Origin of the sequence: Flavobacterium gilvum, from assembly GCF_001761465.1 — a bacterium.
Classification (GTDB): Bacteria; Bacteroidota; Bacteroidia; order Flavobacteriales; family Flavobacteriaceae; genus Flavobacterium; species Flavobacterium gilvum.
On record NZ_CP017479.1, the window covers coordinates 904,524 to 930,641 of the forward strand.

General features: G+C 36.2%; 23 protein-coding genes and 1 pseudogene. 9 read left to right on the plus strand and 15 right to left on the minus strand.

All coding sequences use genetic code 11. The features are described from left to right. Both EM308_RS03830 and EM308_RS03835 read right to left on the minus strand, forming a co-directional pair. Window positions 1-714: pseudogene (locus EM308_RS03830) on the minus strand (exopolysaccharide biosynthesis polyprenyl glycosylphosphotransferase); the annotation flags it as partial. A gap of 15 nt (window positions 715-729) precedes the next feature. Continuing rightward, window positions 730-1,713, minus strand: coding sequence for a UDP-glucuronic acid decarboxylase family protein (locus EM308_RS03835; protein WP_035636016.1), 984 nt, complete (start codon window positions 1,711-1,713; stop codon window positions 730-732). A 336-nt stretch (window positions 1,714-2,049) separates the two neighbouring features. Here EM308_RS03835 and EM308_RS03840 point away from each other — a divergent pair, with 336 nt between their 5' ends. Continuing rightward, window positions 2,050-3,126, plus strand: a complete 1,077-nt coding sequence (locus EM308_RS03840) for a glycosyltransferase (RefSeq protein ID WP_035636013.1) — start codon at window positions 2,050-2,052, stop codon at window positions 3,124-3,126. Here the strand turns inward: EM308_RS03840 and EM308_RS03845 are convergent. From EM308_RS03845 to EM308_RS03875, 7 genes are all read right to left on the minus strand, one after another. After that, a complete protein-coding gene (locus EM308_RS03845; RefSeq protein WP_035636010.1) occupies window positions 3,107-4,399 on the minus strand; it encodes an O-antigen ligase family protein in 1,293 nt (430 codons plus the stop codon). The two genes, EM308_RS03840 and EM308_RS03845, sit on opposite strands and share 20 nt — an antisense overlap. Continuing rightward, window positions 4,371-5,435 (minus strand): hypothetical protein, encoded by a 1,065-nt coding sequence (locus tag EM308_RS03850; RefSeq protein ID WP_035636007.1) that lies wholly within the window; start codon window positions 5,433-5,435, stop codon window positions 4,371-4,373. Before EM308_RS03850 ends, EM308_RS03845 begins: the two co-directional genes overlap by 29 nt. Window positions 5,436-5,684: 249 nt before the next feature. Continuing rightward, window positions 5,685-6,995 carry an MATE family efflux transporter gene (locus EM308_RS03855; protein ID WP_035636003.1) on the minus strand — a complete coding sequence of 437 codons (1,311 nt, stop codon included), beginning with the start codon at window positions 6,993-6,995 and terminating at the stop codon, window positions 5,685-5,687. A gap of 21 nt (window positions 6,996-7,016) precedes the next feature. After that, window positions 7,017-7,994 carry a hypothetical protein gene (locus EM308_RS03860; protein ID WP_035636000.1) on the minus strand — a complete coding sequence of 326 codons (978 nt, stop codon included), beginning with the start codon at window positions 7,992-7,994 and terminating at the stop codon, window positions 7,017-7,019. Window positions 7,995-8,294: 300 nt separating this feature from the next. Then, complete coding sequence (locus EM308_RS03865; protein ID WP_035635997.1) at window positions 8,295-9,974, minus strand: DUF6909 family protein; 1,680 nt, start codon at window positions 9,972-9,974, stop codon at window positions 8,295-8,297. Window positions 9,975-10,028: 54 nt separating this feature from the next. Beyond that, on the minus strand, window positions 10,029-11,510 hold the full coding sequence (locus tag EM308_RS03870; RefSeq protein ID WP_035635994.1) for a GH3 auxin-responsive promoter family protein: 1,482 nt from the start codon (window positions 11,508-11,510) through the stop codon (window positions 10,029-10,031). A gap of 52 nt (window positions 11,511-11,562) precedes the next feature. Continuing rightward, the gene (locus EM308_RS03875; RefSeq protein WP_394332824.1) at window positions 11,563-11,952 is read right to left on the minus strand and encodes a peptidase; all 390 of its coding nucleotides are present in this window, start codon (window positions 11,950-11,952) and stop codon (window positions 11,563-11,565) included. 366 nt (window positions 11,953-12,318) lie between these two features. On the opposite strand from EM308_RS03875, the gene tatA reads away from it, so the two are divergent. After that, window positions 12,319-12,492 carry a twin-arginine translocase TatA/TatE family subunit gene (gene tatA / locus EM308_RS03880; RefSeq protein WP_035635989.1) on the plus strand — a complete coding sequence of 58 codons (174 nt, stop codon included), beginning with the start codon at window positions 12,319-12,321 and terminating at the stop codon, window positions 12,490-12,492. A gap of 196 nt (window positions 12,493-12,688) precedes the next feature. Here tatA and EM308_RS03885 read toward each other — a convergent pair whose 3' ends face one another. The 6 genes from EM308_RS03885 to EM308_RS03910 form a co-directional block, all read right to left on the minus strand. Then, entirely contained in the window at window positions 12,689-13,495 is an 807-nt protein-coding gene (locus tag EM308_RS03885; protein WP_035635986.1) for an ABC transporter ATP-binding protein, read from the minus strand. 359 nt (window positions 13,496-13,854) lie between these two features. Beyond that, window positions 13,855-14,742 carry a nitrate ABC transporter permease gene (gene ntrB / locus EM308_RS03890; protein WP_081907242.1) on the minus strand — a complete coding sequence of 296 codons (888 nt, stop codon included), beginning with the start codon at window positions 14,740-14,742 and terminating at the stop codon, window positions 13,855-13,857. 405 nt (window positions 14,743-15,147) lie between these two features. Continuing rightward, window positions 15,148-16,383, minus strand: a complete 1,236-nt coding sequence (locus EM308_RS03895; protein ID WP_035635983.1) for a CmpA/NrtA family ABC transporter substrate-binding protein — start codon at window positions 16,381-16,383, stop codon at window positions 15,148-15,150. 27 nt (window positions 16,384-16,410) lie between these two features. After that, window positions 16,411-17,856, minus strand: a complete 1,446-nt coding sequence (locus EM308_RS03900) for an alginate export family protein (protein WP_197056122.1) — start codon at window positions 17,854-17,856, stop codon at window positions 16,411-16,413. 297 nt (window positions 17,857-18,153) lie between these two features. Continuing rightward, a complete protein-coding gene (locus EM308_RS03905; RefSeq protein WP_035636116.1) occupies window positions 18,154-18,858 on the minus strand; it encodes a Crp/Fnr family transcriptional regulator in 705 nt (234 codons plus the stop codon). Between the two features lie 1,001 nt (window positions 18,859-19,859). Next, a complete protein-coding gene (locus EM308_RS03910) occupies window positions 19,860-20,555 on the minus strand; it encodes a LexA family transcriptional regulator (protein ID WP_035636114.1) in 696 nt (231 codons plus the stop codon). 95 nt (window positions 20,556-20,650) lie between these two features. On the opposite strand from EM308_RS03910, the gene EM308_RS03915 reads away from it, so the two are divergent. From EM308_RS03915 to EM308_RS03950, 7 genes are all read left to right on the plus strand, one after another. Then, window positions 20,651-20,830 carry a hypothetical protein gene (locus tag EM308_RS03915; protein ID WP_035635981.1) on the plus strand — a complete coding sequence of 60 codons (180 nt, stop codon included), beginning with the start codon at window positions 20,651-20,653 and terminating at the stop codon, window positions 20,828-20,830. 31 nt (window positions 20,831-20,861) lie between these two features. Then, complete coding sequence (locus EM308_RS03920) at window positions 20,862-22,940, plus strand: hypothetical protein (RefSeq protein ID WP_051877726.1); 2,079 nt, start codon at window positions 20,862-20,864, stop codon at window positions 22,938-22,940. Next, entirely contained in the window at window positions 22,940-23,899 is a 960-nt protein-coding gene (locus tag EM308_RS03925; protein WP_035635979.1) for an ATP-binding protein, read from the plus strand. The genes EM308_RS03920 and EM308_RS03925 overlap by 1 nt, the downstream gene beginning before the upstream one ends. Beyond that, on the plus strand, window positions 23,893-24,540 hold the full coding sequence (locus EM308_RS03930; RefSeq protein ID WP_035635977.1) for a hypothetical protein: 648 nt from the start codon (window positions 23,893-23,895) through the stop codon (window positions 24,538-24,540). The genes EM308_RS03925 and EM308_RS03930 overlap by 7 nt, the downstream gene beginning before the upstream one ends. A gap of 12 nt (window positions 24,541-24,552) precedes the next feature. Continuing rightward, window positions 24,553-24,906 (plus strand): hypothetical protein, encoded by a 354-nt coding sequence (locus tag EM308_RS03935; protein ID WP_035635974.1) that lies wholly within the window; start codon window positions 24,553-24,555, stop codon window positions 24,904-24,906. A 4-nt stretch (window positions 24,907-24,910) separates the two neighbouring features. Then, entirely contained in the window at window positions 24,911-25,093 is a 183-nt protein-coding gene (locus tag EM308_RS03940) for a hypothetical protein (RefSeq protein WP_035635973.1), read from the plus strand. Between the two features lie 261 nt (window positions 25,094-25,354). Next, window positions 25,355-26,068 (plus strand): DUF3164 family protein, encoded by a 714-nt coding sequence (locus EM308_RS03950; RefSeq protein ID WP_051877725.1) that lies wholly within the window; start codon window positions 25,355-25,357, stop codon window positions 26,066-26,068. Window positions 26,069-26,118 lie beyond the last annotated feature (50 nt).

Here is a 26,118-nt window from a genome sequence, read left to right on the forward strand (position 1 = left end):
TTAATACGCTTTTTTGTCGCCTTTTAAAGTGTTGAAAATAGTATTGAAAATGATTTTGAAATCTAATAATAATGACCATTTTTCGATATAAAAAAGATCATATCGCACTCTATTTATAATGTCTTTATCGGTTTCAATTTCACCACGAAATCCTTTAGTTTGGGCTAAACCGGTTATGCCGGGTTTTATGAAATGGCGCACCATAAATTTATCTATCCGTTCCGCATACAAATTGGTGTGACTCACCATATGTGGCCTTGGTCCCACTACCGACATATCTCCCAATAAAACATTGAAAAACTGTGGAAGTTCATCGATACTCGTTTTTCGGATGAATCTGCCAACTCTGGTAATTCGTTTATCGTTCTTGGATACTTGTTCTATGTCTGCCAATTCGTTTACTTGCATAGATCGGAACTTAAAACACTTAAATTCCCTATTGTTCAAACCGTTTCTTTTTTGGATAAAAAATACTGGCCCATCGGAATTCCATTTGATAATAATTCCCAAAATAGGTATTAACCACGACAATAAACCAATAATAATCACTAATGAAAAAACGATGTCAAAACTACGTTTAATAATTTTATTAAACCAATCACCAAGAGAAATGGTTCGCTGCGAAATTACCGGAATATAATCGTAGTATTCGTAACCCATATCCAAAGAAAGTTGTTGTTTTTTATCGGGAATAAACTTGAGGGCTTTCAAATTCTTCAGAAAAATTCTCTAAAAAATATACTTAGAAAAATCTTTGTGCTCTTCTTTGGACAATTCTTCTTTTGATAATGATTTAAAATAATCATACGTGATTTTCATTCCTTCTGCTCTTGAAACTTTGGCTTCCCAGCCCAATAATTCTTTTGCTTTTGTTGTATCGGGTTGGCGTTGCAAAGGATCATTTACAGGTAACGGATGATACACAACTTTTTGCGTTGTTCCTGTAAGTTTTATAATTTCCTCGGCAAAATCTTTGATTGTGATTTCGTCTGGATTTCCAATATTTACCGGATAAACATAATCCGAATGCAGCAATCTGAAAATTCCTTCTACCTGATCGTCAACATAGCAAAAAGAACGCGTTTGCATTCCGTCCCCAAAAATTGTTAAATCCTCGCCACGAATCGCTTGCCCGATAAACGCCGGAATAACACGCCCGTCGTTGAGGCGCATTCTTGGACCGTAAGTATTAAAAATACGGACAATTCTTGTCTCTACTCCATGAAAAGTATGATACGCCATCGTTATGGATTCCTGAAAACGTTTGGCTTCGTCATACACTCCTCTGGGTCCAATCGTATTTACATTTCCATAATAATCTTCTGTTTGCGGATGAACCAAAGGATCACCATACACTTCAGATGTTGAAGCTATAAGTATTCTCGCTTTTTTATTTCTTGCCAAACCCAATAAATTATGCGTTCCAAGCGAACCAACTTTCAGGGTTTGAATTGGGATTTTGAGATAATCTATTGGACTTGCCGGTGATGCAAAATGCAAAATATAATCCAGATTTCCTGGAACATGAACAAACTTAGTTATATCGTGGTGATAAAATTCAAAATTCTCCAATTTGAATAAATGCTCAATATTTTTTAAATCTCCCGTTATAAGATTATCCATCCCTATTACATGATAACCTTCTTTGATAAAACGGTCACATAAATGAGATCCCAAAAATCCTGCCGCTCCAGTAATGAGTATTCTTTTCATAATATTGATATATGCTGGTGTAAATAACTTTTGTAATACGTACAAATGTACTAAAATATTTTGCCTTTTAATTTGCCTGCAAATGATTAACAGACGAAGATTTCTTTTTTCTTTTCATCAAATAAACCACTATAGACTTGAAGTTCATAGTTTCAGTTTGCTAAACTGAAACTATGCAAATTTGGACAACTTAGTTTTAACCACAAATTACACAAATTTTCACAGATTGTATTTGTGCTAATTTGTAGTTTAAAACGACATAACTCGAGGGTACTTGAAAAAAATAGGTGTTTAATAATCTTTACTCTATTTTTGTTCCAATAAAAAACGGCCATTTTGAAAGTTGTCCATATAATCGAAGCATTAGGCGGAGGCGTTTACACGTATTTCAAAGACTTGTCCCATTATTTTGGAGAAGATGAAATAGCAAAAGACATTTCCACAACAATTATCTATAGTGGAAATCGCAAAGAAATTGACCCCGAAAAAATCGAGGCCGAATTTTCAAAAGGAGTTTCGTCGGTAAAAATAAATATGGTTCGCAAGATTTCGCCTGTTCAGGATTTTAAATCCGTACTTCAACTACGAAAAGAACTCAAAAAATTGAATCCAGATGTCATTCATCTTCATTCTTCAAAAGCCGGTGTTCTAGGAAGAATAGCTTGTTTTTTATTATTTAAAAGAAAAAAAATATTTTACACTCCTCACGGTTATGCTTTTCTCAGGACAGATATTTCGCCTTTGACCCAAAAAATTTACTGGTTTATAGAAAAAAGTTTTCAGTTGGTATTCGGCGGAGCGACAATTGCTTGTGGTGACTCCGAGTATAATATTGCCAAAGGATTGGGAAAATCCTATTTAATTCGAAATGGTATCAATATTCAAGCTGTGCAGCAACAATTTACAAAACCTCAAAATAAAACCCTGACAATAGGTATTCTTGCCAGAATAACAACCGCAAGAACCCCCAAATTATTTAATGAAATTGCGTTAGGTTTCCCCCAATATAATTTTGCTTGGATTGGCGATGGAGAATTAAAACATGAATTAACTGCCAAAAATATAGTGATTACTGGCTGGTTCATGGATCGAAATAAAGCCTTACAAAAACTATCCTCTATCGACATCTACATCCAAACCTCGCTTTGGGAAGGATTACCAATAGCTGTTCTAGAAGCCATGGCACTGCAAAAACCCGTTTTGGCAACCAATATTATTGGCAACAAAGACATCGTTGTTCACAATGAAACTGGTTTTCTTTTTACCAAAATAGAAGAACTCGATACTTATTTTGAGATACTGAAGGAAGAAACTATTCGAAACGATTTTGGAAAAAAAGGATTGGAACGCTGCCAGCGATTATTTGATATTAATCAAAATTTTAAAAACTTAATTACGATTTATCAGCAGTGATTTTCCGTTGCAACCAGTAACTCCCGAAAATAGACATCCACAATCCGCTGAAAGCGATTCCATCAAAACGAAGCAAAAAATCATCGGTAAGATTGGATGTGAAAAAGAGAAAAAAGAACGAAAACACAATTGCGTTTTTCAAATCAATGCCCAAATAACCAATAGTGCCAATATAAACCAAAACCACAATTGGTCCTAATATTCCAAATTTTATCAAAAAATCAAGAAATTGATTGTGTGTTGGGAATTCATATTTTGCCAAAAACTGTTGATTCGTTTGTTTAAAATACTTTACCAATTCCTGTTTCCCATCTGAGGCGCCAACCCCAAACGGGAGATTTTTCACAGCAAGTTCCCAACCCGATTTCCAAATGGAAACTCGTGTTACCAATGCATTGAATACTTTGGCTTCGGGATTTTCAATTTCGTCCAATTTTCCAATTTTATCCATATGGGCAAATGTGACCGAAGAATATTTTTCCTTCATATACGGATTCATTTGAACAAAAATAAAAATTACTCCTGCCAGTATAACCGTCAAAAAAAACGTGTTTAGCAATACTTTTTTTAAATTGTTTACCTGCATAACTTCGGATAAAAAAACCAATCCAAAACCTACCAAAACATTAAAAAAAGCCATTCTGGTATTTACAAAAAGAACAAAGAAAAAGGATAAAACAAAAATGATGATACTGCTCATTTTGAACATCAATTCGCCTTTTGTTCTTAATTCTTTGAAAACAAAAAAAAGACAACCAATCGATACAAAGGCCAAATGCATATTCAACGCCGGAGCATGCATCCCAACACTGTTTGAAAAGGCATATCCTATTTCCCATAAATCGTCACCTTTTATGTATTTATGAATCAGTTCGGGAAAATAAATCACAAAACGGAGAAAGAAAAAAAGCAAAATAATCGTCGTCGTCACGCAATAATACCGAAGAATTTTCAAAAAATGTATCCGCTGATAATTTCCCAAAATAAACAAAGGAAAAACCAAGAGCGAAATGTATTTTTCCAATGATTTAAGCCCTTTGAACAAAGAATCATTGTTCCAAAACATGACAATTTCCAACAATAACGGAGAAGCAATAAGCAACACCAATACCAAAGATTGCTTGGAATAATTCAGTTTTTTGATAAAAAACAAATTAAAAACAGCAAACACAATTATCAGCAATGTACAGGGTTTCCTGAAAATCATCATGACGGCAATTAATGCCAAAAAACCGTTGATTGCTTTATTGAAGTTTTTTTCTGAAATGGCCATAGTATAAAGCATAATAGATTAACGGAAAAACACCTATTTTATGTCGAACCGCCGAACCCAAATCGGGTTCAAAAACACCTTGCACAATAAAAAACGCAAACAAAATAAGCAAAACCCAAAGTTCTTTTTTGTATTTCTCTCTAGCCTGAATACATCTGGAAAAACGAACCAAAAGAATGTAAAACAAAAACAATTGCCAAATCACAAAGACCAAAATCTGGGGAGAAAAAATATATTTTATTCCGTTGACCGGAACATTCACAGAGAAAAAACCATAAAGAATGCCTATCGTTTCCCCATACCAAGTATCCGGCTTTACGGGAGATACTATCATCGAATTGGCATCGGCAGAACCCAATCGGGGGCTATTGACCAATTCCCTGCTAACTTCCGAAAAATAATGTCCAGAAACAACTCCATAACACAATGACAACAATATGGCAAGCACCAATCCGTAGAAAATGACAGTCAAGGTCTTGTTTTTAAAATTCATCAAACTCGCAACGTACATTCCGATGGCAATAATCGGAATCAAGACAAAATAAGGTCTGTAAAAAATTCCAAAAATAATCAGCAATGATAATGATATATACAATACTTTCCGAAAGGCAATTCTTTGATTAAGAAACAAAAAGACTACCAACGAAACATACGGAAAAGTAATAAACTCTTTGGAGGGCATTGATAGATAAACCGCAATCATAAAAATTCCCAGATAAACGATAATGTTCTTTATGTTTAGTTTTTCAAAATCCTCTGGAATACCAATTTTATAAAGAAGATACATCAAAATGGGAAACTGAATCAAACCTACTACCGGAAAGGGCAAATACCGCAAACCTGTTATTTTATAAAACAATATCGTAAGCGGATAACTGCCAAAAAAACCTATTTCGTTGCCTTTGTCAAAGGCAATAATTACGGCATCGTAAAAAAAACGCTTCGGTAAAATATAGAACGCCGAAACTGTTACCAATAAATTGAGTACAAATAATACAATAAAAGTGGCGGTACTTCTTTTGATTAAAATGGGCATAATTATATTATCGTTTAATACAATGTCGTTATTTCTATACGTGATCCAGATTCTTAATCTGTTGAACGTAATAAATTTTGCAAAAAAATTTGTGTCTAGTACGGTTAAGACTTATTGGTTTGTCATTTCGAGGCACGAGAAATCGCATTTTGTGAATTTATTATGTGATTCCTCGTACCTCGGAATGACAAAACAGTAACTTTTTCAAATTCAAACAATTTCATCAACGGGTCATTATAATTCAAAAAACTAATGTAAAAAAACATTCACTTTATCCTTTCTGTAAATCACAAGTGCCGAAATACTGTTCCAAAAAAATGAACTGATAACAAATGCAATCGCAGCCCCAGTCATGCCGTATTCTGGGATTAAAACCCTATTTAGAATACAATTAATAAACACGGCAACTATCAATATTATTTGAAAAATATGCTGTCTTCCGGTCATATTCAAATAAACGGTCGCGGTTCCAAACGCCGAGCAAATCCCTTGACCGACAATCAAAATCAATAACGCTTCTTTGGCATTTACGTATCCTTTTCCAAAAAAACTTAAAAGATGAACAGGAGCAATAAAAATGAGAACTGTCAACGGAAAAGTCATCAGGAAAATCAGACGGGAAGCATGCCGTACTGTTTTGGCCAAATCCTCTTTTCTTTTGCTAAAAAAAGATTCTGATATTTTGGCCGAAACCGTAATGTTCACCGACAAAATAATTACTGTCAAAATAGTCATTAACTTCACCGCCACCGAATAATAAGCCACAGTGGCATTATCCCAATATTTCTTCAGAAAAAAAATATCAAAACTCATCAATAAAAACATAGCCATTCCACTGATGGCTATCGGATAAGACTTTGCCACTATTTCTTTATAAGTGAAATTCAAAGTCTCCTTTTCAACTTTAGCTTTGCTGAAATAAAACAAAAGAAGGCCTGTTGTTATAATCGAAAGAAACACAAATCCTATCAAAAAAACGACAGCCAAATACACTTCTGAATCAAAATACGAGAGCAAAATTGCCCCAAGAATCAATGGTATGTATTTAATAATATTCCTAAAAAGTTCGGCTACATGAAAATGATCCAATGCTCTAAAAACTTCGGTATTCAAAGTCGATAGCCCGTAAAAAAACAATGTCATTATCGATTTCAAAAGAATTCCGTAAACTGTGGGATCATCAAAGTAATGATTTACAAACTCATTATCAATTGCCAAAAAAATAAAAAGAAACAGAACAGACATCAATAGTAACAGTCCCACCATTTTGAAATATATTTTTTTGATTCCTTCCAAACTGTTCGAACCGCTGAGCCTGCCTTTGAAATACAAAATCGACTGGTCACAACCCAACAAACAAATACTTCCCACCACCAACAGAAAAGAACGTACAAAATCATACTGGCCTACAATTTCGGGCGAATACGTTTTGGTTAAAAACACAGTGAAACCAAACAATGTAATTACACCAAAAATCCTCAAAACCAGCGTGACTAAACTTTGTTGCACCAATGGGTTTTGTCTGGTTTTGAGCAGCAGATTCCTTAGTTTTTTTACCATAGTTTGCTCATAGAACTTATTTTAAATTGTCTTCAGTGATTGTTTTTTGTAAAAAGATATACAAAAGCTATACAAAACAAAAAGTCCAACAAACACCAATGGCAGGGTAAAAATCAATTTTTCTTTTATTGTTTTTGTGTTTTTAGCATTCAAAATAATTCCCTTTTCTTTTATCGTTTTGCTGGTGTTGTACTGCTCAATTTTCAATTTATTAATTTCGTTTGCCAAGGAATCTTTGGTTTTAATAACCTCATCCAAATTCATATTTTCGTTATAATAAACTAGTTTTTCATTACTAGAAAGCTTTCCGTATGTTCCCGAAAACTGATTCAAAATTCCATCTATCTGAAGAATTGTTTCTTCTTTTCTTTTAATACTATTTTGAATATTTTGGGAATTAATTCTATTGTAAGCCTCGTAATACGGACTCGCATTCAAATATTTTAATAGTGGTTCAACAATGTTTTGGGAAGAAACCAAGCTCGAGGTATTGAGAACAATAGTATGAAGTGTAAAATTTTTATTGGTTGTGGTCTCCTTGATAATTGATTTTAAGTCCCCATTTTGTGCCATCAATTCCAATAATTCCGTGTTTTTTTCATTGCCATTCATCAAATTGGTAACATCTACAATCGGTTCTATGGTTATGGACACCATTTCGGAAGGTTTTTGAATTCCGATAGATTTTAAAAACAGCGTGTCATTCGAGCTGATTTTGGATGACAATAAATCAATTTTGGAATACAAATAATCGGTAGATTTAAAATTGGGCGCCACAATAATCTTTTGTTCAAAACGAGGAGCAACTTTAGCGATTAAAAGACCAAGTCCAAACCCAAGAATAATTAAAACAACTACAACAATTGCATTTTTCACAAAAAAATGAATAATCCCGAACAACAAGGTCTTAATCCATTCGAAGAAATCTCCTATTCTGTCAAAAACAGTCAGCAGATCAATTTCAGGATTTTTCGATTTCTTTTCTTTCTTTTTACCCATGCTCTTACGCTATTTTTATATCTTATCTTCTTTCAAAAAATAAAGTTTTTTTCTTTTTAAACCATTAAGAAATTAAGGTTCATTAAGGCCAAAAACTTAATTTTCTTAATCTCTTAATGGTTACTAAGCGGACATTAATATTTTATTTTAGACTATACGTTTATAATACCAATCTAAAATTTTGTTGACTTATCAAAAAATAAAGTTTTTTTTTCTTTTGAAACCATTAAGAAATTAAGGTTCATTAAGGCTAAAACTTAATTTTCTTAATATCTTAATGGTAAAAAATACAATACTTTTTTATTTTATATTAAAAATTTGTTCCAATATTTTAATGGTAATCAGATAAGTAGGTTTTACGCCTGTGGTTCCCAGACCGCCCGATGCCAAAGTGCTCCCGGTTTCCAACGGATTATCGGAGGCGTAATAAGCATAGCGAACTTTAATATCATGAGGAACGCTTTTTCTTATTTTGGATGCCGCCTGAACTGCTTTTTGGTAATAAGAGCCTTCCATTTCCAGACCTATTACAGCCCAAGTTGATTCATGGAAGAACTTTAATAAATCCCTGTTTTGCAACGATGTTCCTAGTACTGTAACCATTGGTCCTGCATAAATTGCTATGTCATTGCCTTCAAACATCTCGGCTGTTAATTCATTTTCGAAGAAATAATTATCGGCCGTTCCTTCGTTGATATGGGCATTTGGAATCATAATATCGCCTTTCCCTCCTTCAAGAATTCCAGCTTTCCCCATAATCGAAACCGATTTTACGTTTAGCAAAATCTCTTTTTTATACGGTCTCAATAACTCGTCTACGGTTTCATAAGCCTGTTCCCCAAAAGCATAATCCATCACGATAAGAACTGGTTTTTTGCCCTCAAATGTCGCATTTGGAAAAGAAGTTTTTGACCAATCTATTTTGGCTGTGTCAAAAACCTGCACGTCAATATTGGTCCCCGAAGTATCTGGTAAAGAAATCATGCCTTGTTTTAATGCAACAGCTTCTACTTGATTGCGAAGCTCATTTGCCCCAGACTTACTCAACTCCTCATAAACAAAGAAATCGGATTTGTCTTTGAATTTAGTCCTCAAAACGGGAACTGCAAAAATAGAATTCATCACCGAGTGCATATTGGCGCTAATCACGTGAATAGGGCGATCCAAAAGCTGATTCGCTTTCAAAACTTCCTTAATGTTGGTCGCCCAAACCTCCCCATGAATGTGGTGACCCAAACGCTCTCTCAAAATAGGACTGAACGTTATTGTTCTTTTATGATTGTCTACAACCTCTTCTATCGCCAGTTTTCCCAACCAATAAATCACGTGCAAAAACCGATCTGGAGCTGTTTCTGTTCCAAATGCATCATAAATATCCAAAACTTCCTCGAAAGTTCTACCAAGAATATTAGCAGCGTGCGAAATGGCTTTTTCTTTTTCAACAAGAGCTAATTTTTTTTGTTGGGAAACGGCTATTTCCAGTTTTACCCAATCACGCGAAACTTCTCCCGCATCATCTAGTAAAACTCTATCTTTTATTTTGTGTGATTCGATAAAAATAAACGTCAAATGCGTCAGAATATCGTAAATGTCTGAACGGCCTCGAGTGATTTCGACATTCATTTGTTCTTCGTCAATTCGATAACAATTACGGCGTCTTTTTGGCGGAACTATCGCCTTGAAATGCGATTTCGAATAGCCTTCATCCGAAGTCAAATTTATAAAACGACATTCTTCAATCCCTATCGGAAGTCGCTCAATAACGTATAAAAGTCCGTTCAATTCTACTTTTTCATCTGCAATGCTTCCGTAAATTTCGGGTCTAAGAATCAATAAAGCTTCCCTCAAAGTGTCCCCCGAAATTCCCATTGGTTTGTAGAAACCTCTATTAAAAAGATGGCGCATTGTGATGTACATTTTCTCAATGGCTGCCGATGATTCCTGTGCTCTTGATCTGGATATATGTTTGGTTTCTTTCATTTTATTTTACTTTTAAACCAAATGTAAGGTTTTTTGTGTATTATTTATTGTCTTTCAAGCCAATAAATCTACTATTTTTCTATCATTGGAAAGTCTCGGAATTTTATTCTGCCCTCCCAATTTCCCCATGGATTTCATATAATTCTGAAAACCGTTTTTGGCCACTTTGGTAATTACTACTTTTCGCAGCACGTTACCCACAATCAGGTCGTCATAATAGATATTTTGTTTGCGCATGGCATTATCTAGCGCTTCCGCAAAAATTTCAAAATCCTGCGGTTCATTTTCAAATTCGATGAACCATTCATGATACGGCAAACCTTCTTTTGGTGTAATTTGTGGCGCAACGGTAAATTCGTTGACACGGATATTGGTTCCTTCCATTGCTTCCTGCAAAGCAGATTCGACTTCTTTCCCAATAACATGTTCGCCAAAAGCCGAAATATAATGTTTAATACGTCCCGAAACGATAACGCGATACGGTTTTAAAGAAGTAAACTGAACAGTATCGCCAATATTGTAACCCCAAAGTCCGGCATTGGTCGAAATAATCAAAACATAATTTACCCCCAACTCCACTTCGCCGATGGTGTATCTTTTGGGTTTTTCAGAATAAAAATCTTCTGTTTTTATAAATTCATAAAAAATTCCGGAATTCAGCAACAGCAACATTCCCTTCTCTTTTTGGGAATCCTGATAGGCAAAAAATCCTTCCGAAGCCGGAAACAATTCTATGCTGTCCACTTTTCTGCCGATAAGATTTTCAAATTTGGCCCTGTAAGGTTCGTAGTTGACACCTCCATAAATAAACAAATTGAAGTTTTTGAAAATATCGCCAACTGGTTTAGCGGCTCTTTGCTGCAGTTTTTCAAAATACATTTGCACCCAGGAAGGAATTCCCGAAATCACGGTCATATTTTCATTGATGGTTTCCCCGACAATCGCATCTACTTTGGTTTCCCAATCTTCAATACAATTGGTTTCCCATGATGGCAAACGGTTTTTTTGCAGGTATTTTGGAACAAAATGCGCCACAATTCCAGACAGTCTCCCCAATTTTATTCCATTTTTTTCGTCCAAAATAGGACTTCCCTGCAGGAAAATCATTTTCCCATTCACAAAATCGGCATTACCTGATTCGTGAATATAATGCAAAATGGCATTTCGGGCTGCTTCAATATGGTACGGCATCGATTCTTTCGTAAGCGGAATATATTTCGCTCCCGAAGTTGTCCCCGAAGTTTTGGCAAAATACAGCGGTTTTCCTTTCCAGAGTATGTTTTCTTCCCCTTTTACTACTCTGTCCACATACGATTTCAGAGCTTCATAATCACGGACAGGCACTTCATTGGCAAAATCTTCATACGCTTTTATCTTATCAAAATGGTGATCTTTACCAAATTGTGTTTGCTTTGCGTCTTGTATTAAATTTTGAAAAACAGCTTTCTGGGTTTCAATGGGAGAATTGGCCCAGGCTTGTGTCTTTTTATATATTCTTTGTGCAAAAAATTTTGCTGCAATCGATTTTAATGACATTCTTTTGGACTTTATTTAAAAAAGTTAATGCGAATTAAGTTATGCGCAAATTTTATTTTTTTCTGGAATTTGTATTCTGTAGTTTCGAATCCATTTTTTCCTCTTTTGCCACTCTGTTCCTTAATTCTTTTTCGTTTTGGGAAGGAGATAAATCCACAGGTTCTGTTGACTCGCTACTGCTTGAAAGTATCGAATCTTTGTTGAATTTAGCATATTCCAAATCACCATTCAACACCTTTTGAATCGATTTTATATACGCTTCGTTTTTCTTTAAGGCAACGGTAAGTGAATCTGATTTTAAGGCCAAAACCGTCGCGTCTCTTTTTAACTTTGAAGATGAATACCCCGGAATAAATTCACGCAGAGGAGTGAAAGCTATCAAAACAGTTGTAATCGAAATCAAAATAATAGCGCCCAATGTAAGCGTTACAAAAACGCTCATAATATTCAATTTAAAAGAAAAAATTTCCTCAAAAGTATCCTCGTTCAAAATTACCAATCGATTTTTGATTAATAATCTCTTCCAAAACTTCCCCTTTCTTGATCGATTACCGGACATACTATTTGTTTATTTCACAAATATAATAATTTATAGGTTAGAGGATAAAAGTTAGTCGTTGCCTTTTGAAATACACCCAATATTAAACGTAAGAAATTGAGACAAAAAAACACAAACAACGGAGATTAAAAATTTTTTTACGCGGTCAAAAGCAAATAAATCAGCCAAAATGAATGTGCATTGAGTTATTCTATATACATTTGCATATTAGAATCATTACAAATTTGCGCAGGCATTAAATATTCAATCATGGGAAGATTAGGTGTTACAGAAATCCTTGTTATATTGGCAGTTGTTTTATTACTTTTTGGAGGTAAAAAAATTCCAGAATTAATGAAAGGTCTAGGAAGCGGTATTAAAGAATTTAAAAACGCAGCCAAAGACGATCAGCCAGCTGACAAAAAAGAAGAAACTAAAGAATAATATTTTTTTAGAAATTCTAAATACAAAAATTCCAAACTCCAGTATTTTTATATACGGAGTTTGGAATTTTTTATTTTAGGATTATTCGTTTCGTAGAGACGTTGCACTGCAACGTCTCTATCTCCCCATAAATAAAAAAAGAGATGTTGCACTGCAATGTTTTTACAAAAGAGACGTTGCAGTGCAACGTCTCTACCTAATTTTTATACGTAACTCCCATATCCTCAATCGAGAAATGATCCGTCAATAGATGCAGCAAATGATCTCTTAGCTTAATGTATTCGGGGGTTTTTACGATTTCAATTTTATTTCGCGGTCTTGGTAAATTTACTGTCACAATTTCGCGAATCGTTGAAGCCGGACCATTGTGCAAAACCACAATTCGGTCAGAGAGAAACAAGGCTTCCTCGATATCGTGCGTAATCATCACGATTGTTTTTTCGCGATTATTCAGATTCCACAATTTCAAAACCTCGAGTTGCATCGCGCCTTTTGTTAAAGCATCAAGCGCTCCAAACGGTTCGTCCATCAGCAATACTCCGGGATTGATAGCAAAAGCCCTCGCAATGGCCACTCTTTGCTTCATTCCGCCCGAAAGTTGTCCTGGCAATTTATCTTTATGTTGATAAAGATTTACCATTTTCAGGTTTTTAATCACGATTTCGTTTTTCTCTTCTTTGGAACAATTCATAACCGAATCCACAGCCTGAAAAATGTTGTTCTCCACCGTCAGCCAAGGCAATAACGAATAGTTTTGAAAAACAATTCCGCGATCCGGTCCCGGCCCTTTGATGTTTTTATCGTCCAATATAACAGAACCTCCCGTTGGCGTTAGCATTCCTCCTATCGCATTCATAATAGTCGATTTTCCGCAACCCGAATGCCCGATAATCGATATGATTTCCCCTTTTTTAATCGAAAGGTTTATGTCCCTTACTGCAATGTATTTCCCTTTTGGAGTTGGAAATGATATTTCTAAATTTTTTATTTCTAAATAACTCATCTTTTTAAGTTTCTGAGATTCTAAGTTTCTAAGTTTTTTGGAGCAGAGGCATTTGTTCTTTTAAGATGTATCCTCCCGCTTTCCGTTGCAATCCACGCCCAAAAGCGTGGGATTTCCACTGCAATCGGGGCTAAAAAACAGCTTTTTGTTTTTTTAAGTTGCAGAGTTTCTGAACATCCCTATTATCCGCAAACTTGTCATGCTGACGGAGGAAGCATCCCCGTTGCAAAATCGACAAAGATTGGGGAGCTACTTGCGGTGATTCCTCGTTTCTCGGAATGAACAAACTAGCGTGATATTGAGTCTTAATAATCAATATTTAATCATTCTAATTTACAAATATTAGAAAATCAGGTTCTTTACCCTTTATAAGACACCTTATTCTCAATCATTGTAAAAAATCCGTCAAAAATAATTCCCACAAAGCCAATGATGATAATCGCCGAAATCACTTTTTCTAAGCTCAATGCGTTCCAGCTGTCCCAAACAAAAAATCCAATTCCTGCTCCGCCAGACAGCATTTCGCCGGCAACAATCACCAGCCAAGCCACGCTGATACTCAATCGCAATCCTGTAATAATATGAGGCAAAGTGTACGGAAAAACGACTTTGGATAAATAACGCCATTTTGAAAAACCAAAAGCTTTGGCAACGTTTTTATGGTCTTGCGGAATAGTTCCCACACCAAAAGCAGTATTAATCAATGTGGACCACAAAGAAGTGATAAACACAATAAATATCGTCGCCATTCCCGTGTCTTTGAAGACTACCAAACCAATAGGGAACCAAGCCAAAGGCGAAACCGGTTTCAGAAACTGAACAATAGGATAGAATATTTTTTTGAAAAAAGAACTCGCCCCAATTAGGATTCCGAATGGGATAGCAAATAAAGAACCCAACAAAAATCCGGTCAAAACGGTTTTGATGGAAACAAACAGTTGCAATCCGATTCCTTTGTCGTTTGGCCCGTAATCATAAAACGGGTCGCTCAACATTTCGTACAATACCTTTAAAGTTGCTGTTGGCCCGGGAAGCGCTTCCTTTGTATAATAACTCAATAAGCTCCAAAATCCGCAAAAAATGAGTAATCCAATACAAGCAAATGCGATTGATTTTGCTTTTTCAAAAATATAATTGGATGCTTTTTTAAGGTTTTTTTTCTTGATTACTTTACCAAACGTTTTTAGATAAGGATAACTTCCCGCTACCCCTTCTGTTTCTATTGTTACTGCATTTGAATTTGACATAATTGTTTTTTTTAAAGTTTCTAAGTTGCTGAGAGGCTAAGTTTCTACGAGCACGTAAGGCAATGTCATTAAGTTAAGTATTCTAATACCAAACAGGTTAAAAAAACCTGTTAGGAAACCGCTCATCCTAACAGGTTTTTTTAACCTGTTAGGTATTAATTACTTTTATTTTCCCTTAACTTAATGACATTGCGCGTGAGGGATAGAAGCTAGCTACCGAAGTAGCGCGGATAGCCCGACCCTGTTGAGCTAAGGGGCTGTATAAGCGACACTATAAGTAAGCCCCTTTGCTCAACAGGGGCACGCCCAAATTGTTTTTTTTTAAGTTTCTAAGCTTCTGAGAGGCTAAGATTCTAAGCTTTTTTAACTTAGTAACTCAGAAACTTAGCTACTTAGTAACTTTTATTAATGCTTCACCACTTTTAAATATGCCGATGGATTTGAGGGGTTGAAAACCGTTTTGTCCATCGTGAGCGAGAAAGGTTTCATGTCGTCTGTAGGGATCTTTATCTTCATGCTTTTGGCGACTTCTTCGTATAAATCTTGTAGAATCAGCTTATCGGCGATTGCTTTGTAATTGGGTTCTTCTTTCAAATATCCGAAGCGTACGTATTGTGCCATAGCCCAAATGGCGTAGGATTTACGAGGATAATTTACGGTTCCGCCTTTGTAAAACAACATATAGTCATTGTCATAAACTTCGGTTCCTTGGTTGCAACCCAAGTTGTAATCGCCCATCAATCTTCCTTCGATAACATCGGCAGGAGCGTTTACATAAGGCGCTTTCCCGATAATGGCTGCGGCTTTTTTGCGATTGGCAGGATTATCTAGCCAAATGCAGGCTTCCAAAATTGCTTTCATTACTTTCTTTAAATCTTCGCGACGGCTTTCGCTGAATTCTTTGTTGACAACCAATGCTTTTTCCGGATGGTCTTTCCAAATATCCTGAGTAGCAATTTGGGTAAACCCAATTCCCTGTTTTACCGCCACACCGCCCCAAGGCTCACCAACGCAGTATCCGTCCATGTTGCCTACTTTCATGTTGGCCACCATTTGCGGAGGCGGAATTGTAATTATTTTTACGGCTTTTTGGTTTAGGCCTGCCAAGGACATCCAGTTTCTTAACCATAAATCGTGGGTTCCGCCAGGGAAAGTCATTGCAAAAGTGACTTCTTTTTCGGCTTTCAATTTGGCTGCCACGACGGGAGTTACTTTGTTCATTTGTTTGAATCCCACTTTTCCGCAAAAATCATTTGATAGGGTAATTGCCTGTCCGTTTTCGTTGAGCATCATTGCAATTTTCATTTCGGAACCGGCCTTTCCTCCTACTCCGGTGTAAACGGAAAAAGGCATGGTGTACAAACAGTGCGCACCGTCCAATTCGCCTGTTAGGATTTTGTCGCGGACATTCGCCCAAGACGTTTCTTTGGTTACGACAACCTCAACGCCGTATTTTGCAAATAATCCAAGTTCTTTTGCCATTACAATTGGTGAACAATCCGTTAGCGGAATAAAGCCTAATTTTACAGGTTCTTTGGCGGGAGGGTTTGGTTTTGTTGTAAAAGAAGAAAATAAAACCGTGCACATTACCATAATCAACAAGGTAAAAAGTGGACTTATATGTTTTTTAGTCTGTATCATTTTTTTAGTTTTTAAAGATTGATTCTATTACTTTTTGTTCAAGAAATTAGGTTTAATGTTTACCATTACATACGCCCATTGTGGAGACAGATTCGCGTTGACAACATTTTTAACTTGTGCCGAAGCCATAGAATTGGTTGCTTTCATGTAAGAATAACCAGCTTCGATATTGACCATTTTTGTGAAATTGTAGGACATTTTCAAATCCAATTCGGTTCCTAAATAACTGTTTTGGGTTCCTCCTGCTCCGTCAGATAAAGTATTGGCGGCTTCGAATGCGTGCAAATCGGCAAAAAGAGTCAGGTTGTCTTTTAAATTGTATTTAGTTTTAAGAAAGTAGTTTAACAAACCTTGTGAACCAAAACCACTCGAGGCATAGAAATAATCCATATTTCCCCAAAATTTGTGAGGCGTTCCATAAAGCGGATCAAATTGATTGTTTGTTGAAGTCGCTGTAACGGCTTTTGTCCCATCATTTCCTGATAAATAATCAATTCCCGGAGCTAAAAATAATTTTCTTCCCACTTGAGCTGTAGCCGTAAGCGAAGCCAAATCACTGCTCAAACTGCGTCCGTTTTTGTCATGTCCAAATTGGTGGTAAAAACTTCCTTCCAATTTCAGTTTTCGGGTTGGATTGATATTGTAGTAAAAACCAGTGGTGTTGCGAGTCCAAATTCCTTGTTCATTCACTTTGGTCACTACCGGAGGCGTTCCCGAAGTTACATTACTGTATTTATTAAAATTATCACTTAAGAATAAAAAGGAGATGTCTCCAAAGTAAAACTTTCTTGCCAAATACGCATATTCCAATGATTTGTAATTAGTTCCCAAACCGTTGGTTCCCGCAGTATAACCGGCAGTTACAGGCGGAACCCCATTGTAAATTGTTCCTTCCAATAGCTCTTTGTTTTGATTGAAAGCGGCCCCAAAATCGGCTGTCCAGCCTTTGTTGGCGAATTTCAAAACCACCGCATCGTGGTAACGCGCCTGTTGTAGCCAATCTAGTCCTCCTATCACCTTTTGGTCATCATAAGAAATTTCTTGACGTCCTATTTTCAGGGATAAATTTTGGATTTTGCTTACCGTGTCATTCAATATGATTTCGCCCCAGGCTTCGTGTAACTGGATTCCGTTATTTTCTGCAGTAGTAGTTCTGTTGATCGTTGAAGCATCTTGTCCCCAAACTCGAACATCCTGAACTGCTACAAAAAATCTGAATCTATAACCTGTAAAACCAACATTCAATCGGGTTCTTTGTGAAGTAAATGCCGCTGTTTCGGCATCCTTTTTTTGCAACGTGCTGTAACCATCTCTAAATTCGGTTCTTGGTCTGAATTGCCCGGATGCTGTAAACTGTGCATTCGCCGCATTGTATCCAAATAAGCTCATGGCCATTCCCAATAAAACAGCCCTTGATTTTTTTCCTTCCCTTAGTCTCTTTATTTTTTGTATTGTAGTTGAAATCTTTTGCATGATAAAATTTGTTTCGATTAGTATGAAGCAAATTTACATACGTATTTATACTTAAGTATTTACTTTTTACAAACTAAAACCTCTTTTTATTACGACAAAAAATATTCTGAAATCAATTTATTTACTGCGTTTTGGCAAGTATATTTTGCAAACACCCACTTTTATTGGGATTGTCTTTACTTAATTTTCACCTAAACCGCTTACTTAGAAAACTGTCTTTAAAACTTTTTCTATCTATTTCCACAAAAAAAGCCCCAAAAAGGGGCTCACTAATTCAAAATTTTAATTTAAAACTACTTATACATACTTATGTTCCATAATTTCCGATTTTAATTTGTTGATTTGTTGCAATCCTATTTTCTTTCCTACCGTTTTTATCAAAGTTTCCCTTTTCAGACTTGAAATTACTCGCGTTACTTGTTCTTCTGTCGTTCCGGCAAAATCTGCGATTTCTTTTCGGGACAAATCCAGATTGATTAAATCATTGGTTTGACCAAATTTTCGATGAATATATAATAAGGTATCGATCACGCGCTCTCGCACATTCATGTGGGCAATTTTTCGAATGTTGTTCTCGCTCTTGTTCAATTCCTCGGCATAAAAAAGCATCATGTCATACGTGAATTCGGGGACGTTTTTAAGAATATCCAACATCACTTCGTTGTTAAAATTGCACAAAACAGTATCTTCAAGCGCGTAAGCGCCTATTAAATATCGGTTGCTAGTCCCAAATCCTCTAAAACCTACTGTGTCTCCATTGGTCGTAAAACGGACAATTTGTTCTCTGCCGTTGATTCCTGTTTTCACGGTTTTCACCTTTCCTTTTTGCACAAAATAAAGCCCCTGAATTGGCGCGCCCTCAATAATAAATTGTTGCGCTTTCTTACAGGTAAAACTGTGCTTCTTCTCTATATAACTTTGCATCTCGGGCAAATGAATATGCTTTTTGATAAAACAATTTTCATTGCTACAACTTATGCAAATGGCTTGATTCTCTTTCATCTGTAGCTGCTTATTGTTTTTTTCTGTTAAATTCTTCGGAAACCAATTATTCAATTCAATGAATTAACTTTGGTTAAATTATAAAATCAGTAAAAATTATACTGTAACTATCTTTATTTGAAGTAAATGTATACGTTTTTCGCAATAAATAATAATTGGCACAACTCGATAAACCACCCAATAGATTAAAAAAAAGCCGCTTTTTTTATTCATTTTTTAGTAATGAACCCAAAGAAATACCTTCAATTGTCATTTCATCTACTTAGATTGAGGGTTTTTCAGATATTCGTAATTCTTTGTGAATACGTAAAAATACGTAGTTTTTTATTGTTTGTATTTTTTTACTTACACATTTTATTTATTTCTTTTCTATAACGAAAATTTTATTCATCTCAAAAAGCCAAATTCGAGTTCTTTTTCAATATCCTCAAAAAAATTATTTACTTTACAAACAATTGATAATATGATAACTACAAATACGGCCTATAAATTAATATAACCAATACCACTCCAACCAAAAAAGGTCGAAAAAGCCAATAAATACAAGGTTTCACACCTAAAAAGGGCAAAAAAGATTTAAAAATAAAATGTTCATTATACTACTTTTAAGTACCATTTAACTACTGTTTAAATAGCAATTAAAGGCGGTTTAAATACACTAACTACTACTTCGAGCAATACTATACCGTAATACTACCTTAAAAGCTGTAAAAACAAGGCTTTTGAGATACTAACCTAGAATAATAAGCCCTTTAATTAGGGCTTTTTTTGTGGAATGAATTGAGGGTTTTGTATAATTCAAAAAAAGCATCTTTTTTGTAATGGATAACGCTATGGGTAACGTAATGGGTAACGTATTGAGTGTATAAAAGCACTTTGAATAACACCCCGAAATAACATATTTTAACCTTTAAAAGTATTAAAAAAGGGGACTAACATACCCCTAATATAATGATTTATATATCTATGTATTAATAAACTATTGAAAATCAGGTATTTAGTTAATTATGTAGTCTAATTGAGGCTCTTACAAGTCCAATAGCGGCTATTTGACTAAGTTTTACATCTTTAGGAGCATGATGTTGATTATGACTTACTAGCTTTACATATTCATCTCCCAATTCGCTCTGGTGAACAAACTTTATGGTTTTCATTGTGCTGGATTCGTCTAATTTGACTGCGACTACATACATTTCGCCAAAGAAAATTTGAGCACGCTCAACAGCAATACGTTTATAAGCAATCATATCGCCCGATTTTAACAAAGGATACATACTATCCCCGGAAGCATAGATAGCGCCATCGCAGCTAGGCATACTAGGAATGGTTATATAATCAATAACTTTTTCTTCATCCACCCCATCACCGTCAACTAACGGAACTAACCCCATAGTCGCTTCGAGATTAAACAATGGCACACGTTGTATTTCGTAAATAGGATCTTTAGTTTTTCTATAACTCTCAACAGGTTCAGCAATTGAGTCTTTATTAGATTTTAACATCTCTCCTTTTCCTGTCAATAACCAATTCGCGTCAATATTTTCACATTTTGAGATAATTCTATCATAATCTATTGAGTTTCTAGATGCCCAATTAGACAATGTATTCTGCTTAATGCCTAAAAAATCAGCAAACTCTCCATCAGTTTTGAAGTTATAATACTTTTTTATCTCTTTTAAAATCAAAGATTTATCCATAAAATTAAAATTTATTTCCCAAAATGTGAAAAATAATTTGGTATTATCCCAAATTGTGTAATATATTTGTTGAGCAAAATTCAAGAATCAAAGTAATGAAAAAAATACGAATACACCCAGAGATGAAAACCCAAATCTCAAAAGAATTTAAAGTAACAATGCAAACCGTATCGATGAGTCTTAAATACTTCTTTGATTCAGACAAAGCAAAAGCCATTCGGAAAAGGGCTTTAGGGCTTCTTCAACAGGAAATAGATCAGAATAAAGAGGAATAATTTCGACACCATTGCGGGAACAAAAAAAATCATGGAAACACCATACAAGTATTACGAAAAGAAGTTAGGATTTAAAATCAAGTATTTGATTTATGATCGTGATTACCATGTTGACAGCTTAAAACTGATTAGTTATAGAGCTATTAATTGGCGTATGAACTCGGACACCTGCATCGAAAAACAGCTACGCAGGGGGTCATTGGGTTGTGATGCTCTGGTGGTATTCGACAGTTTATCACAAGACTGGAAAGATAGAATCACAACAAAGTTTGGAAAACCGAAAGAAGAGGTTAAAAAATCGTGGTTCGCGCAACATTATGTGGCCGATCGTGAGGCCTTCGATTTCTACATCGGGTACCGTTACGGTGAAAAGAACAGCAAAAAACTTGAATTAGATACTATTGAGCAATACGGCTACAACGCTTCGGTTTTAAACACGGTTCTCATCATGAAAAATAACCGTAAGCAGTATTTAAAAGCCTTGGGATATACTTCGGTTGATATTTGGGATAGTTTGAGCCGTGATGTGAATGCTTTTCGTGATGTGGACCACAATTTACCAACTACAAAGGATTCTTTGAGATACAAAGTAAACAAGTACGTTAAAGAAGGTTATGCGGGTTTGATTTCCGGTAAGTTCGGAATGCAAAACGCCTTGAAAATTAAGGAACGTGAGCAAGAGGCTTTACTTGATGAACTTTTGGCGAAGCACACCAATTTGGACAACACTTTGATTGCGACGGTTTACAATGCTATTGCTGAACAAAAGAATTGGCCAACAATTACAGCTCAAACCGTAGGTAACCGTAAGGAAAAATCAAACTTAGTGATCTATGCCGGTCGTAACGGAGTGTCTGCCTTGTCAAATAACATTTTGATGCAGAATAAAAGACAGGCTCCAACATCACCAATGTTATACTGGACTTTGGACGGTTGGGATGCGGAACTTTTATACCAAAAATCAACAATCGACAAAAAAGGCTACAGCGTTACTACCTACCACAACCGTTTGACTATGGTTGTAGTTCTTGATCCTTTCAATAAATACCCTGTTGGGTATGCAATTGGAACACACGAAACCCCAGAACTGATTAAAGAAGCTTTGCGAAATGCATTTAATCACACCGCTGAACTTTTCGGCCAACGTTTCAAACCGTATCAATTGCAGTCAGATAATTATCAAAAAAAGGCATTAACACCAGTATATGAAGCTTGCACCAAATATTACACGCCCGCAGCTGTAAAAAACGCTAAGGCTAAAGTAATTGAACCGTATTTCGCCCACATCAATAAAACATACTGTAAGCTAATGGACAACTGGAGTGGTTTTGGCGTTGGTTCTGGTTCAAAGAACCAACCCAACTCAGAAATGTTAGCCAAGTTAAGCAGATCATTTCCTGACGAAATAGGATGCCGCAAACAGTTGGAAAGTATAATAGCAGCGGAACGTTCCAAAAAGCAAAAACAGTACCTAGAGCAATGGGAAAACACACAAGAAACACACCGTTTACCAATGCCAACCGAAAACTATTTACTGGCTTTAGGTAAAACAACAGGAGACACTAATAAACTGGAAGGATCAGGATTACATATCAAAATTAATGGTGTTAAACGTACTTACGATTGCTTCGAATTAGATTTTAGACAGCAAGCACACCAAAACTGGAATATACTGTATGATGACAACAACTTAAACGAAGTATTAGCAATATCCGCAGACCAAAAGTACCGATTTGTACTTCAAGATAAATACATCCAGTCTATGGCCATTGCCGAACATAATGAGGACGACGGTTGGCAACGACAAAGAGTGAAAGAGTATAACAATACGGCTATCAAATTCATAACCGATACCAGGGAAGACAACGCCAATGTGCTAGATCAGTTTTTCAATCAAAACCCTCTACTCAATGACACACTGGCCAAACACCTACTAACCGATTCGAGAGGACAACACAAAGACAACAAAAGCCAACAACGATTACAACCGGAGGCCGAAAAGGTGCTATTAAAACAAGAAAGAACCATACAAAAAGCGGCTGAAAAGTCGTGGCAGGACGAGCAAAACGAATATCATAATAACAAAATAGACCTAAACAATTACATCTAATGGACCAAATCACTAAAAAAGAAATTATTCAAAGCCTTACTGCTTACATGCAGGAACATAATTTAAAACAGGCAGACGTTGCCAACAAAACAGGAGTTAGAAAAGAGTACCTGTCAATCATGCTGAAAGAAAACAGCGATTTCATGTATGATGCAGGAGGAACACGAGGATTTATCCCAAATCACCACTTCCACGCCTTAGCCACTATGTGCGGTTACCAAATTGAAAAAGCCTATTGGAGCCTACAACCTACCCCACAAACATCCGCTATTATAGCGCACCTGGAAGACGCAAGAAGCCATCACTCAACAGTGGTATTGATAGGTGAAACGGGGTGTGGAAAGTCGTTTACTTCCAAAATGTTTGCTTCCAAAAATCCTATTGACACATTTATCGTTACAGCAGGTTCCAGCGACACGCTAGGTGACTTGATTGATAAAATTGTTTCAGAATTGAACATACATGCTACAGGTAAAAGCAAGTCTGTCAAAATCCGACAAATTGCCACAAAAATGAAGTTCCTTAAGAACTACGGACACAAACCAACACTTATCATCGATGAAAGTGAATACTTAAAACAAGCCGCTCTTTGCGCCATGAAAGAGCTCTACGACAACTTAGCCGATTATTGTTCTTTGGTTTTCATTGGTACAGATCAATTGGTTGAAAACATCGAAAAACTAAAAAAGCGCAACAAATCAGGCATCCCGCAATTTCACCGCCGTATCAAATTTGGGCTACGATTATTGCCACACATAGACAGAAGCTATAAGCTGTTTTTGGCAGACATCGAAGATCGTCATTTAAGAAAGTTTCTTCTGAACAATTGCGGAAATTATGGAGAGTTGCACGATGTACTTGTGCCTGCATCACGAGAGGCCGAAAGATTGGGAGAACCGCTCTCACTGGATTTAGTTAGAAAGGTGTTTAACCTACCAGAGGGCAATTTGGTATGGTAATAAAAAAAGCCCTAACGGTTGCCAATGTTATCAATCAAAAAGTAACGCTCATTCAATTTTCTGATCATGCAAAAGAGTTATACCAAGCCTTTGGAAATCCACAAAATAAAGGTATTTGGTTTGTGTGGGGTGGTTCGGGTTCAGGCAAAAGCAGTCTGCTTTTAGACATCACAAAAGCTTTCTGTAAAGACTTAAAAGCCATACACGTAGAACACGAAGAGGATTTAGACGATGTTGATTTTATAGACCGATTGAAGCTTAAGAACATGCAGGATGTAAAAGATAACTTCCTGACGGCTCAATACAACCACGATGAGCTTTGCGCTTATCTTGACAGAAGGGACAGCGCAAAAGTGGTGGTCATTAATTCAGCAACTTACTTTTTTAAAGACTTACAGCAGTACTATGATTTTGCTAAGAAATACAAACGAAGGAAAATCATAATCATATCAGGAATGGCAAAGGGAAATAACCCGCTTACCTATATGGAGGAAAAAATCATGTTCGATGCCAATAAAAAAATATTCTGTTCGGGGTATTTAGCATCCTGCAAAGGTAGAACCATAGGACCCAACGGGGGACTATACGTAATCTGGAAAGAAGGTTACGATAAGATTAGAGGAGAAAGCAAACAAGACTAAAACAAAAGCATCATGACAACAATTCAAAAATTAGCCATTACCCCGGAGCAATACGAATCTATCATTTGGGACCTATACAACAAATGGTGTCAAAGCGTGAGTATTACTCAAAGAGAGTACCAACAAGTATTAGCCAACAGTGCAATTAATAAATGGTTCTTGGTGGAACTGTCAAAACGAGAGGCTGAATTTCACAAGCTCACAGACCGCTATGTTAATACCAATGTGACTACTGCTGACTTTTCCAATTGCTACCGCGATTGTGTCAACACCCTTTTCAATTATCGTCCAATGGCTTTGTTGTCCAATATCGTAAAGCCAAAAGTCAAAGGAGTTCCAATGTTTAACGCCATAAATCACAACTAACCCTATGACACCACAACGACGCCAAAACAAAATAACTGAATTAGAACAATGGTTACGCGACAATCCCAACCACCCAAACCGAATTGAGATAGCAGCCGATTTAAGAAAACTAAAAGAAGAGTCAATCCCAAGAACCGTTGAGCGGGACACCTTCGATTTGCGAGAACATAATTTTTACAACGTATGAATAACCAAATATACCAACGCCTAGCAGACTTACACAACGTCCTTGTGTATTGCTCCGATCAACAACTAGTAGGCAAAACACCCTGTTTTACAACAGCCGAAAGAATCTTAATCAATCAAGAGCGAGGTTCATGGTTAAGTCAACTTAGCGAAGATCATACGACTGAAAAAAGGTACTACCAATGTCATGACAAATTAGAAAGCAAAATAAAATTTATCCTAAAAAAAGTAATAGACAATCATTTAATAACAAAGTAAGACCATGAATACACAAACATTAGAAAAACCAGCGATCGATTTAAGTCAGGCAACGCCGGAACAACTAAAAGAAGCCCTGGCAAAACTCGAAGCCAAAAAAGACAAAGACCGTGAATCCTATAAATCATTAGTGGCCGAAACGGTACCAAAAGCAATGTTCAGACTTTGCGCAGCTTCCGAAGTAATAAGCAACGCCAAAACCGAAACATTCCAATTCTTTGAAAACATTTTAGACTTGAAAAACCAAGTGTACGGACTAAAAGAAAAACAACAGTCTCACACTTTTTCGACCGACAAAGAAGAGATCACAATCGGGTACCGCATCAATGACGGTTGGGACGATACCGTAACGGCAGGGATTGAGAAAGTGCAAAATTACATCACATCGCTAGCCACCAACGATGAAACGGCAGCACTGGTGAAAATCGTTTTTAATTTATTGAAAAAAGATGCCAAAGGAAACCTGAAAGGCTCACGCGTTTTGGAACTTCAAAAGCTAACAAAGGATTTCGACAGCGAAGAGTTTACTGATGGCGTGGCAATAATAGCCGCAGCATATAAACCGGTTCGTTCGTCTTGGTTTATCGAAGCCAGTATCATCAACGAAGATGGCACAAAAACAAACGTGCCTCTGTCTATGTCTTCGGTAGGATTTTCGGGAGCCTATAAGTTTGATTTTTTTAGTGAAACCATTCAAAAGCCCGATGCATCCGAGTAGCTCCATAGCCGTACTGCTAGCCATTGTGCTGGCAGTACTCAACGGAAAAG

Excerpts from the sequence above, each read along its gene's own strand:
- EM308_RS03835 (WP_035636016.1), bottom strand. The coding sequence starts at position 1,713 with ATGAAAAGAATACTCATTACTGGAGCGGCAGGATTTTTGGGATCTCAT.
- EM308_RS03845 (WP_035636010.1), bottom strand. The coding sequence starts at position 4,399 with ATGGCCATTTCAGAAAAAAACTTCAATAAAGCAATCAACGGTTTTTTG.
- EM308_RS03850 (WP_035636007.1), bottom strand. The coding sequence starts at position 5,435 with ATGCCCATTTTAATCAAAAGAAGTACCGCCACTTTTATTGTATTATTT.
- EM308_RS03855 (WP_035636003.1), bottom strand. The coding sequence starts at position 6,995 with ATGGTAAAAAAACTAAGGAATCTGCTGCTCAAAACCAGACAAAACCCA.
- EM308_RS03860 (WP_035636000.1), bottom strand. The coding sequence starts at position 7,994 with ATGGGTAAAAAGAAAGAAAAGAAATCGAAAAATCCTGAAATTGATCTG.
- EM308_RS03865 (WP_035635997.1), bottom strand. The coding sequence starts at position 9,974 with ATGAAAGAAACCAAACATATATCCAGATCAAGAGCACAGGAATCATCG.
- EM308_RS03870 (WP_035635994.1), bottom strand. The coding sequence starts at position 11,510 with ATGTCATTAAAATCGATTGCAGCAAAATTTTTTGCACAAAGAATATAT.
- EM308_RS03875 (WP_394332824.1), bottom strand. The coding sequence starts at position 11,952 with ATGAGCGTTTTTGTAACGCTTACATTGGGCGCTATTATTTTGATTTCG.
- tatA (WP_035635989.1), top strand. The coding sequence starts at position 12,319 with ATGGGAAGATTAGGTGTTACAGAAATCCTTGTTATATTGGCAGTTGTT.
- EM308_RS03885 (WP_035635986.1), bottom strand. The coding sequence starts at position 13,495 with ATGAGTTATTTAGAAATAAAAAATTTAGAAATATCATTTCCAACTCCA.
- ntrB (WP_081907242.1), bottom strand. The coding sequence starts at position 14,742 with ATGTCAAATTCAAATGCAGTAACAATAGAAACAGAAGGGGTAGCGGGA.
- EM308_RS03895 (WP_035635983.1), bottom strand. The coding sequence starts at position 16,383 with ATGATACAGACTAAAAAACATATAAGTCCACTTTTTACCTTGTTGATT.
- EM308_RS03900 (WP_197056122.1), bottom strand. The coding sequence starts at position 17,856 with ATGCAAAAGATTTCAACTACAATACAAAAAATAAAGAGACTAAGGGAA.
- EM308_RS03905 (WP_035636116.1), bottom strand. The coding sequence starts at position 18,858 with ATGAAAGAGAATCAAGCCATTTGCATAAGTTGTAGCAATGAAAATTGT.
- EM308_RS03910 (WP_035636114.1), bottom strand. The coding sequence starts at position 20,555 with ATGGATAAATCTTTGATTTTAAAAGAGATAAAAAAGTATTATAACTTC.
- EM308_RS03915 (WP_035635981.1), top strand. The coding sequence starts at position 20,651 with ATGAAAAAAATACGAATACACCCAGAGATGAAAACCCAAATCTCAAAA.
- EM308_RS03920 (WP_051877726.1), top strand. The coding sequence starts at position 20,862 with ATGGAAACACCATACAAGTATTACGAAAAGAAGTTAGGATTTAAAATC.
- EM308_RS03925 (WP_035635979.1), top strand. The coding sequence starts at position 22,940 with ATGGACCAAATCACTAAAAAAGAAATTATTCAAAGCCTTACTGCTTAC.
- EM308_RS03930 (WP_035635977.1), top strand. The coding sequence starts at position 23,893 with ATGGTAATAAAAAAAGCCCTAACGGTTGCCAATGTTATCAATCAAAAA.
- EM308_RS03935 (WP_035635974.1), top strand. The coding sequence starts at position 24,553 with ATGACAACAATTCAAAAATTAGCCATTACCCCGGAGCAATACGAATCT.
- EM308_RS03940 (WP_035635973.1), top strand. The coding sequence starts at position 24,911 with ATGACACCACAACGACGCCAAAACAAAATAACTGAATTAGAACAATGG.
- EM308_RS03950 (WP_051877725.1), top strand. The coding sequence starts at position 25,355 with ATGAATACACAAACATTAGAAAAACCAGCGATCGATTTAAGTCAGGCA.